Raw genomic sequence first — 13,939 nt, forward strand, 5'->3', positions numbered from 1 at the left:
ACCTGGAAGCATTAGATCCGTCAATCAACCGATTGGCCGAGACGAAGTAGTGCAAGCCCCCCACGCGCTCACTATCCGTGAGGCACCAGCCACCGCTTCGCGCTCACTTTTATGTGAGGCACCTCGGGCTGTTGGTGGGTGTGCATCGGGGCGCGGGCGATTGCTGCCGCCGCGTGGCGGCAAGGCGCCTGACGAGGCAATCGAATGTGCTATGGCGCAACAAATTCGCTGTTTGAAATAGCGTCGCGTACTACAGTCCCGCGCCGAACCCAGCCGGGTCGCTGCCCTGAGTGGAGTTGAACTCCTTCGGGCAAATGTTACCTCGCCGCTAATCACGTAGATAAGTTCGACCCAATCAACTGAAAACGACCGTTTTCCGTTGTTGGTGTGCCCCAGCGGATTACGTTTCTTTTGCCGATGAGGTCGGGTCTCATCGGGTCAAACTGTTCATGTTGTGGGGGTGATGAGCATGTCATTTCTGAACGCTGTGCCTGGGGTTGTCCAGGCGGCAGCACAGGATCTCGCAGGTATTCGCCTGGCGCTGGAAGAGGCCACCGCAGCAGCGGCGGCTCCCACTACTGCGTTGGCGGCGGCGGGCGAAGATGAGGTATCAGCTGCAATCGCAGCACTATTCGGCACTTTCGGTCAGGAGTACCAAGCCATCAGTGCCCAGGCGTCGGCGTTTCATGCAGACTTCGTCAAACTGTTGAACGGCGCTGCGTCTTCATACGTCGAAGCCGAGGTAGCGAATGCTGTTTCAGTCCTCACCGGCCAAAATGCCGCTGCTGCAGTGGGCGGCGGGCTCAACGGCGGTCTGACCGCCGCCTTCAATGGTGAACTGGCTCTCCAGGCTGCCAACTCGTTCGCGACCGCGTTTGGTGCCGGAGCTTCCGGTCTCGCCCTGCAGACCGGAGGGGCCATCGTGTCCGGTATCGGCACGGGGTTGGTTCAGACGGGCGATGTCATCGTAGCGGCCGGCCACTCCCTGCAGAATTTCGGCGTTCTTATGTCGGGCGTCGGCGCTGGGTTGAGCGCCCAGGCAAGTGCCGCCCTGACACAGGCATTGACGTTGGGCGGTTCGTTGAGCGCTCAACTCGGCGCGTCGCTGTCAGGCAGCCTCGACCTTGGCCTACCGGAGCTGATCGCGGCATTCAACGGTGGCTTGACCGGACTGATCCGCACGGGTCAAACCCTGACTGGGAACGTGCTCATAGGCTTCAGCGGCGGGCTTAAAGAGCTCATCCAAACGGGCGGAACCCTATTGGCCAACTTCGGTGGCAGCTTGCCTGAGATTGCCGCCAACCTCAATGCCGCCTTCTCGGCGACTTTAGGTGGGGCGTTGCCGACGTTGGTGGCGGCGGTCAACGGTGGTGTGACGGGGTTGCTTCAGACGGGTCAGTCGCTGGCGACCAGCTTGGCGGGCGGCTTCGGTGGCGGCCTGAGTGGGCTGATTCAAACGGGTCAGAGTCTTGTTGCGGGTCTGGCCGGCGGCTTGAGTGTGCCGGCGTTGGCTGCGCAACTGTCGGCGATGTTGCAGGCCAGCCTGGGTGGGTCGTTGCCGCAAGTGGTGGCCGCGCTCAACGGCGGGTTGCATGGGCTGGTCGAAGTGGGGCAGCACTTCACGGCCGCGTTGACCGCGGTGCTGAATGCTCCGGCGGTGGTGGCCGCGCTCAACGGCGGGTTGCATGGGCTGCTCGAGCTGGGCCAGACCTTCGCCGCGACCTTGACCGGTGGGTTGAGCATGCCGGCGTTGGCCGCGCAACTGTCGGCGATGTTGCAGGCCAGCCTGGGTGGGTCGTTGCCACAAGTGGTGGCCGCGCTCAACGGCGGGTTGCATGGGCTGCTCGAGCTGGGCCAGACCTTCGCCGCGACTCTGGCCGCTGGCTTCAACGCTCCGGCGTTGGCCGCGCAACTGTCGGCGATGTTGCAGGCCAGCCTGGGTGGGTCGTTGCCACAGCTGGTGGCCGCGCTCAACGGCGGGTTGCATGGGCTGCTCGAGCTGGGCCAGATGTTCGTGGCGACCTTGACCGGCGGCTTGAGTTTGCCGGCGTTGGCTGCGCAACTGTCGGCGATGTTGCAGGCCAGCCTGGGTGGGTCGTTGCCGCAAGTGGTGGTCGCGCTCAACGGCGGGTTGCATGGGCTGGTCGAGCTGGGCCAGACGTTCGTGGCGACCTTGACCGGTGGGTTGAGCATGCCGGCGTTGGCCGCGCAACTGAGCGCGATGTTGCAGGCCAGCCTGGGCGGATCCTTCCCACAAGTGGTGGCCGCGCTCAACGGCGGGTTGCATGGGCTGCTCGAGCTGGGCCAGACCTTCACGGCCGCGTTGACCGCGGTGCTGAATGCTCCGGCGGTGGTGGCCGCGCTCAACGGCGGACTGCACGGATTCGTCGAGCTGGGCCAGACCTTCGCCGCGACTCTGGCCGCTGGCTTCAACGCTCCGGCGTTGGCCGCGCAACTGTCGGCGATGTTGCAGGCCAGCCTGGGCGGATCCTTCCCACAAGTGGTGGCCGCGCTCAACGGCGGCCTCAACGGGCTGATCCAGACAGGCCAGTCGTTGGCGACCAGCTTGGTCGGCAATTTCGGTGGCGGGTTAAATGCCCTGATTCAGACCGGCCAGTCGTTGGTGGCCAGCTTGACGGGCAGCTTCAATGCGCCGGCGTTGGCCGCACAACTCAGTGCGATGTTGCAGGCCAGCCTGGGCGGATCTTTCCCGCAATTGGTTGCCGCGCTCAACGGCGGGCTCAACGGAGTGATTCAAACCGGACAGAATCTGGCCGGCAGCCTGGGAGCAGCGTTCGGTGGAAGCTTGCCGGAGCTGGCGGCGAGGCTATCCGCGGCGCTGTCGGCGGGCTTGAGCGGCAGCCTGTCGGCGGAACTCAGCGCGGCCCTGGCGACGCGCGTCAACGGCGCGTTGTCCGCATTGGGGTCGGGGCTGGTACAGACCGGTGGAACTCTGGCGGGCGGTCTGGGTGCTGGGCTGTCGGGTCTCATCGGCACGGGCCAAGTGCTCGCCGGCAGCTTCGGTGCAAGCGCTTCCGGACTACTGCGGACGGGCGAAGCCCTCGCGACCATTTGGGAGAATGCCGCAGCTCAGATCGGCGGTGCGCTGGGCGGCGCCGTCGAGGCAAGCCTCGGCGTCGGGTTTCCGGGACTGTCCCAAGTCGGTCTGACGCTTGCGACAGGTATCGCCGACGCCACCGCCGGCCTCGCCCAGACCGGCGGGGTCATACTGACGGCCTTGGACAATGCATCTCTTGGACTCGCTGCCACTATCGGCGCTGCCCTGGCCAACCTCCAACTCGCCATCCAAGCGGCGTTGAACGCGAGCCTCGGTGTTCAGGTCGGTGCCTAGTAGGCCGACGGCGTCGTGGTACGCCTCCGACCGTGGCGGCAACAGCGCCCAGCCGACACACCCCGGAATTAATTTGCAAATATCTGCATAATCATGCAGAATCGGCCGAATGGCCGATGTGACAAAGGTGGCGGTTGCCGGTGCCAGCGGCTACGCAGGCGGTGAGATCCTACGCCTATTGCTCGGGCATCCAGCCCACATCGCCGGCCGGTTGACGATCGGCGCGTTGACCGCGGCGGGCAGCGCGGGCAGCGCGCTGGGTGAACACCACCCGCACCTGGTGCCGTTGGCCGAACGAATTCTCGAACCCACGGAGCGCAACGTGCTCGACAACCACGACGTGGTGTTCCTCGCTCTGCCGCACGGATATTCGGCGGCGCTGGCCGCGCAACTCGAGCCGGAGACCCTGATCGTCGACTGCGGGGCGGACTTCCGGCTTACGGACGCGGCGGCCTGGGAGCGGTTCTACGGATCCCCGCACGCCGGGAGCTGGCCCTACGGTCTACCGGAGTTGCCGGGTGCGCGGGAGCAGCTCAGCGGTGCACGCCGCATCGCTGTGCCCGGGTGTTATCCGACCGCCGCGTTGCTGGCCCTGCTGCCCGCCATGGCCGACGATCTGATCGAGCCGGCGGTGACCGTCGTCGCCGTCAGTGGAACATCAGGGGCGGGCCGCGCGGCTAGGACGGACTTACTCGGATCGGAAGTCATCGGGTCGGCTCGGGCCTACAACATTGCCGGTGCCCATCGGCACACCCCGGAAATCGCGCAGGGGCTGCGCGCGGTCACCGGCCGCGACATCACGGTGTCGTTCACCCCCGTCCTGATTCCCACCTCGCGCGGCATTTTGGCCACCTGCACCGCGCGCACCCGCTCGTCGATCGCCCAATTGCGGGCAGCCTACGAAAAGGCTTATGACGCTGAGCCATTCGTTCATCTGCTGCCTGAGGGCCAGTTACCCCGCACGGGCGCGGTGATCGGCAGCAACGCCGCGCATATTGCCGTCGCCGTGGACGAGGACGCCCAGACGCTGGTGGCGCTGGCCGCGATCGACAACCTGGTCAAAGGGACAGCCGGCGCCGCGATCCAATCGATGAACCTGGCGCTGGGCTGGCCGGAAACCGACGGCCTGTCAGTCGTAGGAGTGGCACCGTGACCGAAACACCAACCGCCACAAGGTTGCTGCGTGGTCAAGGCGTCACCGCACCGGCCGGCTTCCGGGCCGCCGGCATCGCCGCTGGCATCAAATCATCCGGCGCCCTCGACATCGCGCTGGTCTTCAACGAAGGCCCCGACTATGCCGCCGCCGGCGTCTTCACCCGAAACAAGGTCAAGGCCGCGCCGGTGTTGTGGACTCAGCAGGTGCTGACCACCGGCCAGTTGCGCGCGGTGATCCTCAACTCCGGCGGCGCCAACGCCTGTACCGGTCCGGGCGGCTTTCAGGACACCCATGCCACCGCCGAAGCGGTCGCCGCCGAGCTGTCGGACTGGGGAACCGAGACCGGGGCCGTCGAGGTCGCCGTCTGCTCGACCGGCCTGATCGGCGACCGGCTGCCGATGGACAAGGTGCTCAACGGTGTTCGGGACATTGTGCATGAAATGCATGGCGGACTGACCGGCGGCGACGACGCCGCACGCGCCATCATGACCACCGACACCGTTCCCAAACAGGTCGCTCTGCACCATCCGAAGTGGACGGTCGGCGGGATGGCCAAGGGTGCGGGCATGCTGGCGCCGTCGTTGGCCACCATGCTGTGTGTGCTGACCACCGACGCGGTCGCCGAGCCTGCGGCACTCGAGCAGGCGTTGCGGCGAGCCACCGCCCGCACCTTTGACCGACTCGACATCGACGGCAGCTGTTCCACCAACGACACGGTGCTGTTGCTGGCTTCGGGGGCAAGCGAATTCGCGCCGTCGCAAGCCGACCTTGACGATGCGGTGCTGCGGGTCTGCGACGACCTGTGCGCTCAACTGCAAGCCGACGCTGAAGGCGTCACCAAACGCGTCACCGTAACGGTAAGAGGAGCAACCAGCGACGACGACGCGTTGACCGCCGCTCGGCTAATCGCCCGCGACAGCCTGGTCAAGACGGCGCTGTTCGGATCCGACCCGAACTGGGGCCGGGTGTTGGCCGCCGTCGGCATGGCGCCGATCACCCTCGACCCCAATCGAATCAGCGTGTCGTTCAACGGCGCAGCGGTCTGTGTCGACGGGGTCGGTGTTCCGGGGGCACGCGAGGTCGACCTGTCAGGTGCCGAAATCGACATCACCGTCGACTTGAATATCGGCGATGGGCAGGCCGCCATCCGGACCACCGATCTGTCGCACGCCTATGTCGAAGAGAACTCGGCCTACAGCTCATGACCCGCGCCGGCGACGATGCAGTGGGGGCACCGCCCGCTTGCGGGGGACGCAGCGATGAGGAGGAGCGGCACTCATGACCATCGAGGCACTGACCACCCAGGTCAAGGCGCAGGTGCTGGCCGAAGCCCTGCCCTGGCTGAAGCAGTTGCACGGCAAGATCATTGTGATCAAGTACGGCGGCAACGCGATGATCGACGATACGCTGCGGCAGGCATTCGCGGCGGACATGGCGTTTCTGCGCAATTGCGGGATCCACCCGGTCGTGGTGCACGGCGGCGGACCGCAGATCACCGCGATGCTGCGGCGGCTGGGCATCGAAGGTGACTTCAAGGGCGGATTCCGGGTCACCACACCGGAAGTGCTCGACGTGGCGCGCATGGTGCTGTTCGGCCAGGTGGGCCGCGAGCTGGTGAACCTGATCAACGCGCACGGTCCCTATGCCGTCGGTATCACCGGTGAGGATGCCCAACTGTTCACCGCGGTGCGGCGCAGCGTCACCGTCGAGGGCGTGGCTACCGACATCGGCCTGGTCGGCGACGTCGACAAGGTGAACACTGATGCGGTGGTGGATCTAATTGACGCACGCCGGATTCCGGTGGTCTCGACGCTGGCGCCGGACGCCGACGGTGTGGTGCACAACATCAACGCCGACACCGCTGCGGCAGCATTGGCCGAAGCCCTGGGAGCCGAAAAGTTGCTGATGCTCACCGACGTCGAGGGCCTGTACACCAGCTGGCCGGACCGCAATTCCTTGGTCAGCGAAATCGACACGGCCACACTGGCGCAACTGCTGCCCACATTGGAAGCGGGGATGATCCCCAAGATCGAGGCGTGTCTGCGAGCTGTCGACGGCGGCGTGCCCAGCGCGCACGTCATCGACGGCCGGGTCAAACACTGTGTGTTGGTGGAGCTGTTCACCGACGAGGGCACCGGCACCAAGGTGGTGGGCTTGTGACACAAACCGAAAGCCTGCAACAACGGTGGCAGGCCGTGATGATGAACAACTACGGCACCCCGCCGATAGCGCTGGCCAGCGGGGACGGCGCCGTGGTGACCGACGCGGACGGCAAAACCTACGTCGACCTGCTCGGCGGCATCGCGGTCAACGTTCTGGGCCATCGCCACCCGGCGGTCATCGAGGCTGTCACGCACCAGCTTTCGACGTTGGGCCACACCTCCAACCTGTATGCCACCGAACCCGGGGTCGCGCTGGCCGAAGAGCTGGTGGCACTGCTGGGCGCTGAAACCCGAGCACGAGTGTTCTTCTGCAACTCCGGGACCGAGGCCAACGAGTTGGCATTCAAGCTGTCCCGGCTCACCGGTCGCACGAAACTGGTTGCCGCCCAAGAAGCTTTCCACGGCAGGACGATGGGTTCGTTGGCGCTCACCGGACAGCCGGCCAAGCAGGCGCCATTTCAGCCGTTGCCGGGCTACGTCACCCACGTCCGCTACGGCGACGTCGACGCATTGGCCACCGCGGTCGACGACGGCACCGCCGCAGTATTTCTCGAGCCGATCATGGGGGAGAGCGGTGTGGTCGTCCCGCCCGAGGGCTACCTGGTGGCCGCCCGCGACATCACTTCACGACACGGAGCCTTGCTGGTGCTCGACGAGGTGCAAACCGGAATGGGCCGCACCGGCGCCTTTTACGCCCACCAGCACGACGGCATCACCCCGGACGTGGTGACCCTGGCCAAGGGGCTCGGGGGCGGGCTGCCGATCGGGGCGTGCCTGGCCGTCGGGCCGGCCGCGGAACTGATGACCCCCGGACTGCACGGCAGCACCTTCGGCGGTAACCCGGTGTGCACCGCGGCGGCCCTGGCAGTGCTGCGAACGCTGGCGACCGAGGATCTGGTCCGCCGCGCCGATGTGCTCGGCAAAACGCTGCGCCAGGGCATCGAATCACTGGGACACCCGCTGATCGACCACGTCCGCGGCCGGGGACTACTGCTGGGCGTCGTGTTGACGGCCCAGCAGGCCAAAACCGCGGAGGCGGCCGGCCGCGACGCCGGTTACCTGGTCAACGCCGCCGCGCCCGACGTCATCCGGCTGGCGCCGCCGCTGATCATCACCGAAGCTCAGCTCGACGGCTTCGTGCACGCGCTGCCGGGCATCCTCGACACCGCCGGAGCACAGACATGACCAGACATTTCCTGCGCGACGACGACCTGTCGCCCGCCGAGCAGGCCGAAATCCTCGAGCTTGCCGCCGCGCTCAAGAAGGATCCGTTCAGCCGCCGCCCGCTAGAGGGGCCGCGCGGGGTAGCGGTCATCTTCGACAAGAACTCCACCCGCACCCGGTTTTCCTTCGAAATGGGCATCGCGCAACTTGGCGGGCACGCCGTCGTCGTCGATGCCAAGAGCACCCAGCTGGGCCGCGACGAAACTCTGCAGGACACCGCAAAAGTGTTGTCTCGCTTCGTCGATGCCATCGTCTGGCGAACGTTCGGCCAAGACCGCCTCGACGCCATGGCCGGTGCCGCCACCGTGCCCGTCATCAATGGGCTTTCCGACGAGTTCCACCCCTGCCAGGTGCTCGCCGATCTGCAGACCATCGCCGAGCGCAAAGGGTCACTGCGCGGCCTGCGTCTGTCCTACTTCGGCGACGGCGCCAACAACATGGCCCACTCGTTGCTGCTCGGCGGGGTCACCGCAGGTATTCACGTCACCGTCGCGACACCCGGGGGCTTCCTGCCCGACCGGTCGGTGCTGGCCGCTGCCGAAAAGCGCGCCCAGTCGACCGGCGCCTCGGTGACGGTGACCGCCGACGCCGAGGCGGCCGCCGCCGGGGCCGACGTCCTGGTGACCGATACCTGGACGTCGATGGGACAAGAGAACGACGGGGCGGATCGCGTCAAACCGTTTCGCCCGTTCCAGGTCAACGAGCAACTACTGGGTCTGGCCGACTCGGAAGCCGTTGTGCTGCATTGCCTTCCGGCACATCGCGGCGACGAGATCACCGACGAGGTGATGGACGGCCCGGCCAGCGCGGTTTGGGACGAGGCCGAAAACCGGCTGCACGCCCAGAAAGCGCTGCTGGTGTGGCTGTTGGAGCGGTCGCAATGACCCGCGACAGCGGGTCGAAGGCCACACCCGAAGTCACTCGTGCCGGTCGGCAGGCCCGCATCGTGGCGATCCTGTCGACGCAACCGGTCAGCAGCCAAAGCGAACTGGCGGGGTTGCTGGCCGGCGAAGGTATCGAAGTAACCCAGGCCACGCTGTCGCGTGACCTCGAAGAGCTTGGCGCCGTCAAGCTGCGCGGCGCCGACGGCGGGGTCGGGGTCTATGTCGTGCCCGAAGACGGCAGCCCGGTGCGCGGGGTCACCGGGGGCACCGGACGGTTGTCCCGGCTGCTGGGCGAGTTGCTGGTGTCCACCGACGCCAGCGCCAACCTGGCGGTGTTGCGCACTCCGCCCGGCGGCGCGCACTACCTGGCCAGCGCCATCGATCGCGCGGCGCTACCCTACGTCGTCGGCACCATCGCCGGCGATGACACCGTGTTCGTGGCCGCCCGCGAGCCGATGACCGGCGCCGAGCTGGCCTTGGCTTTGGAAAACCTGAAATAAAGGAGTTGGTTCATGTCAGAACGCGTCATCCTGGCGTATTCGGGCGGTCTGGACACCTCGGTGGCCATTAGCTGGATCGGCAAGGAGACCGGCCGTGAGGTCGTGGCGGTGGCGATCGACCTCGGCCAGGGTGGCGAGGACATGGAGGTGGTGCGGCAGCGGGCGCTGGACTGCGGCGCCGTCGAGGCCGTCGTCGTCGATGCCCGCGACGAGTTCGCCGAGGGCTACTGCCTGCCCACGATCTTGAACAACGCCCTGTACATGGACCGCTACCCGCTGGTGTCGGCGATCAGCCGACCGTTGATCGTCAAGCACCTGGTTGCGGCCGCACGCGAGCACGGCGGCGGCATCGTCGCGCACGGCTGCACCGGCAAGGGCAACGACCAGGTCCGATTCGAAGTCGGATTCGCTTCGCTGGCACCGGATTTGGAGGTGCTGGCGCCGGTCCGTGACTACGCCTGGACCCGGGAGAAGGCGATCGCGTTCGCCGAGGAAAACGCCATCCCGATCAATGTCACCAAACGCTCACCGTTTTCCATCGACCAGAACGTCTGGGGCCGTGCGGTGGAGACCGGCTTCCTGGAACACTTGTGGAACGCGCCCACCAAGGACATCTACGCCTACACCGAAGACGCATGCGTCAACTGGAACACCCCCGACGAGGTGATCGTCGGATTCGACCGGGGCGTGCCTGTGTCGATCGACGGCCGATCGGTGTCGGTGTTGCAGGCCATCGAAGAACTCAACCGCCGCGCCGGTGCGCAAGGTGTCGGCCGGCTCGATGTGGTCGAAGACCGGTTGGTCGGCATCAAGAGCCGCGAGATCTACGAGGCGCCGGGAGCGATGGTGCTCATCACCGCGCATACCGAACTCGAACATGTGACATTGGAACGCGAGTTGGGCCGGTTCAAGCGTCAGACCGATCAGCGCTGGGCCGAGCTGGTGTACGACGGGTTGTGGTATTCGCCGCTGAAGATCGCGCTGGAAAGCTTCGTCGCCAAGACCCAGGAGCACGTGTCCGGCGAGATCCGGATGGTGTTGCACGGCGGACACATCGCGGTCAACGGGCGGCGCAGCGCCGAATCCCTCTACGACTTCAACCTGGCCACCTACGACGAGGGTGACACCTTCGACCAGTCGGCCGCCCGCGGATTCGTCTACGTGCACGGGCTGTCGTCCAAACTGTCCGCCCGCCGGGACCTGCGGTGACGCGCCCTTGGCGAGCTGGGGGCACCTCCCGCCGAGCAGACACAGAATCGCACCGACGCGCCCGTCGGCGTGCGATTCTGTGTCTGCTCGCGAGGGGAAGGTGCGCCCTGCTCGCGGGGGAAAAGTGAGCACCAACGAGGGGTCGCTGTGGGGCGGGCGGTTCGCCGGCGGCCCCTCCGACGCATTGGCCGCGCTAAGCAAGTCCACCCACTTCGACTGGGTGCTGGCCCCCTACGACATCAAAGCCTCCCAAGCCCACACCAAGGTGCTCTTCGGAGCCGGGCTGCTCACCGAAGAGCAGCGTGACGGTTTGCTGGCTGGCCTCGATCGCCTCGCAAACGACGTCGCCGACGGCAGCTTCGGCCCACTGGTCACCGACGAGGACGTGCATGCCGCACTGGAACGCGGGCTGATCGAACGAGTGGGGCCGGAACTGGGTGGCCGGCTGAGGGCCGGCCGCTCGCGTAACGACCAAATCGCCACCCTGTTCCGGATGTGGCTGCGCGACGCGGTGCGCCGGGTCGCCGCCGGTGCACTCGACGTGGTGCAAGCCCTGGCCGTTCAGGCCGCCGCGCATCCGAGCGCGATCATGCCCGGCAAGACACACCTGCAGTCGGCCCAGCCGATCCTGCTGGCCCACCACCTGCTCGCACACGCTCATCCGTTGCTGCGCGACGTGGAAAGGATCGTCGACTTCGACAAGCGCGCGGCCGTGTCCCCGTACGGCTCGGGCGCATTGGCCGGCTCGTCGCTCGGCCTGGACCCGGACGCGATCGCCGCGGAGCTGGGCTTCTCGGCCGCCGCCGACAATTCCGTCGATGCGACCGCCGCCCGGGATTTCGCCGCCGAGGCGGCGTTCGTGCTGGCCATGATCGCGGTCGACCTGTCGCGGCTGGCCGAGGACATCATCATCTGGAGCACGACGGAGTTCGGTTATGTGACGCTGCACGACTCCTGGTCCACCGGTAGCTCGATCATGCCGCAGAAGAAGAACCCGGACGTTGCCGAGCTGGCCCGCGGCAAGTCCGGGCGGTTGATCGGCAACCTCACCGGACTGCTGGCGACGCTGAAGGCCCAGCCGTTGGCCTACAACCGCGACCTGCAGGAAGACAAGGAGCCGGTGTTCGACTCGGTAGCTCAGCTGGAGCTGCTGCTGCCGGCGATGGCCGGCCTGGTGGGCACCCTGACCTTTCACGTCGAGCGGATGGCGGCGCTGGCGCCCGCCGGCTACACGCTGGCCACCGATATTGCTGAATGGCTTGTGCGCCAAGGTATTCCGTTTCGCACCGCGCATGAGACCGCCGGCGCGGCGGTGCGCGCCGCCGAAGCGCGTGGCGTCGGGCTGCCGGAGCTCACCGACGACGAGCTGGCCGCCATCAGCCCCGATCTGACGCCGCAGGTTCGTGACGTCTTGACCGTGGAGGGCTCGGTGGCCTCGCGCGACGCGCGGGGTGGTACCGCCCCGGGCCGGGTTGCCGATCAGCTCAACATCGTGAACAACACCGTCGACCGGCTGCGCCAGAAACTGACGCCCTTGGCGAAACCGCGCTTCGGTCCGTTCTCGGCAGACTAGACTTTGACCCCTAGGTAGCCTAATCGAACGTTTCGGCGTTGATGTTCGTGTTAAAGGGGTGGGACCAATGAGCGTCATGGCCGGTGTGTTCGGTGCTCTGCCGCCGTATCGCTATAGCCAGCGAGAACTCACCGACACCTTTGTCAACATCCCGGATTTCCGGGGTTACGAAGACGTCGTTCGGCAGCTTCATGCCAATTCGAAGGTCGACAGCCGTCACCTGGTCCTGCCGTTGGAGACGTACCCGAAGCTGAACGACTTCGGCGAGGCCAACGAGATTTTCATCGACAAGGCCGTAGACCTCGGCGTCGAAGCCCTGATGGGGGCACTCGATGTGGCTGGGCTGCAGCCCGAGGACCTCGATCTCATCATCACCACCACGGTCACCGGTGTGGCAGTGCCGTCGCTGGATGCCCGCATCGCCGGCCGGGTCGGGCTGCGCCCGGATGTGCGGCGGCTGCCGCTGTTCGGCCTGGGCTGCGTGGCCGGAGCGGCGGGTGTGGCCCGGCTGCACGACTACCTGCGCGGAGCACCGGACGGCATCGCGGCCCTGGTTTCGGTCGAGTTGTGCTCGCTCACCTACCCCGGATACAAGCCCTCGCTGGCCGGTCTGGTGGGCAGTGCCTTGTTTGCTGACGGCGCCGCCGCGGTAGTGGCGGTCGGGGACCGTCGCGCCGACCACGTCGGCGCCGACGGACCGGACATCCTCGACTCGCGCAGCCATCTCTACCCCGACTCACTGCGCACCATGGGATACGACGTCGGCTCCGCCGGATTCGAGCTCGTCCTGTCCAAGGATCTGGCCGCCGTTGTCGAGGAGTACGTGGCCGAGGACGTCAGCACTTTCCTGGCCGCGCACGACTTGAGCACTACCGACATCGGCGCCTGGGTGACCCACCCCGGTGGCCCCAAGATCATCAATGCGATCACCGAGAGTCTCAACCTGCCCCCGGAGGCCTTGGAGCTGACCTGGCGCTCATTGGGCGAGATCGGCAACCTCTCCTCGGCGTCGGTGCTGCACGTGCTGCGCGACACCATCGCCAAACCACCGCCCAGTGGAAGTCCGGGTCTGATGATGGCGATGGGCCCCGGATTCTGCTCCGAATTAGTACTGCTGCGCTGGCACTAGTCGACGTGGACTGTCTGCTCGGTCGGGGGGTTACGGAGGCGGCGTGCCGGTCGCGCCGATTCCCGGAGTAGTACGAAAGACCGCGTGGCATGGACAGCACCCGAGAACAGCTCATCACGGCCCTGCGCAAAACACTCAAGGAAAACGAGCGGCTGAAGCGCGAAAACCGTGACTTTCTGGCCCAGACGACGGAGCCGGTGGCCGTGGTGGGAATGGGCTGCCGCTATCCGGGCGGTATCGACAACCCCGAAGGCCTGTGGGAGATGGTGGCCGCCGGCCGTGACGTGGTGTCGGACTTTCCGGGCGATCGCGGCTGGGACCTGACGAATCTGTTTGACCCGGACCCCGACGCGGTGGGCACCTCGTACACCCGCAGCGGCGGATTCCTTACCGACGTCGCCGGTTTCGATGCCGAGTTCTTCGGGATAGCGCCTAGCGAGGCGCTGGCGATGGATCCGCAGCAGCGGTTGCTGCTGGAGGTGTCCTGGGAAGCCTTGGAACGCACCGGGATTGACCCGACCACGCTGCGCGGCTCGGCGACCGGCGTGTACGCCGGCGTATTTCACGGCTCCTACGGCGGCCAGGGCCGGGTACCCGGCGACCTCGAGAGGTACGGTCTGCGCGGTTCGACGTTGAGTGTGGCGTCGGGTCGGGTGGCGTATGTGCTGGGTTTGGAGGGCCCGGCGGTGTCGGTGGATACGGCGTGTTCGTCGTCGTTGGTGGCGTTGCATCTGGCGGTGCAGTCGTTGC

At 66.5% G+C, this 13,939-nt stretch carries 10 protein-coding genes and 1 pseudogene; all 11 read left to right on the top strand.

Features of this window, described 5'->3' with window-relative positions:
- Positions 1–469: 469 nt before the first annotated feature.
- A complete protein-coding gene (locus tag EET03_RS32410; protein WP_279637688.1) occupies positions 470–3,352 on the top strand; it encodes a PE family protein in 2,883 nt (960 codons plus the stop codon).
- Between the two features lie 93 nt (positions 3,353–3,445).
- Positions 3,446–4,505, top strand: a pseudogene (gene argC / locus EET03_RS12350) (N-acetyl-gamma-glutamyl-phosphate reductase).
- The gene (argJ, locus tag EET03_RS12355) at positions 4,502–5,713 is read left to right on the top strand and encodes a bifunctional glutamate N-acetyltransferase/amino-acid acetyltransferase ArgJ (RefSeq protein WP_075540938.1); all 1,212 of its coding nucleotides are present in this window, start codon (positions 4,502–4,504) and stop codon (positions 5,711–5,713) included. Before argC ends, argJ begins: the two are co-directional and overlap by 4 nt.
- Before the next feature lie 73 nt (positions 5,714–5,786).
- Complete coding sequence (argB, locus tag EET03_RS12360; protein WP_075540939.1) at positions 5,787–6,668, top strand: acetylglutamate kinase; 882 nt, start codon at positions 5,787–5,789, stop codon at positions 6,666–6,668.
- Positions 6,665–7,855, top strand: a complete 1,191-nt coding sequence (locus EET03_RS12365) for an acetylornithine transaminase (RefSeq protein ID WP_075540940.1) — start codon at positions 6,665–6,667, stop codon at positions 7,853–7,855. The genes argB and EET03_RS12365 overlap by 4 nt, the downstream gene beginning before the upstream one ends.
- A complete protein-coding gene (gene argF / locus EET03_RS12370) occupies positions 7,852–8,778 on the top strand; it encodes an ornithine carbamoyltransferase (protein WP_075540941.1) in 927 nt (308 codons plus the stop codon). Before EET03_RS12365 ends, argF begins: the two co-directional genes overlap by 4 nt.
- Positions 8,775–9,278: an arginine repressor gene (locus EET03_RS12375; protein WP_075540942.1), complete on the top strand. Its 504-nt coding sequence runs from the start codon at positions 8,775–8,777 to the stop codon at positions 9,276–9,278. The genes argF and EET03_RS12375 overlap by 4 nt, the downstream gene beginning before the upstream one ends.
- Before the next feature lie 12 nt (positions 9,279–9,290).
- Complete coding sequence (locus EET03_RS12380) at positions 9,291–10,487, top strand: argininosuccinate synthase (protein ID WP_075540943.1); 1,197 nt, start codon at positions 9,291–9,293, stop codon at positions 10,485–10,487.
- A gap of 124 nt (positions 10,488–10,611) precedes the next feature.
- Entirely contained in the window at positions 10,612–12,060 is a 1,449-nt protein-coding gene (gene argH, locus EET03_RS12385) for an argininosuccinate lyase (protein WP_075540944.1), read from the top strand.
- Positions 12,061–12,127: 67 nt separating this feature from the next.
- Positions 12,128–13,189 (top strand): type III polyketide synthase, encoded by a 1,062-nt coding sequence (locus EET03_RS12390; RefSeq protein ID WP_063469582.1) that lies wholly within the window; start codon positions 12,128–12,130, stop codon positions 13,187–13,189.
- An 89-nt stretch (positions 13,190–13,278) separates the two neighbouring features.
- Positions 13,279–13,939: beta-ketoacyl synthase N-terminal-like domain-containing protein (locus EET03_RS12395; protein WP_136625691.1), on the top strand; the 661-nt coding region annotated here is incomplete at its 3' end.

Origin of the sequence: Mycobacterium innocens (assembly GCF_900566055.1) — a bacterium.
GTDB classification, from domain to species: domain Bacteria; phylum Actinomycetota; class Actinomycetes; order Mycobacteriales; family Mycobacteriaceae; genus Mycobacterium; species Mycobacterium innocens.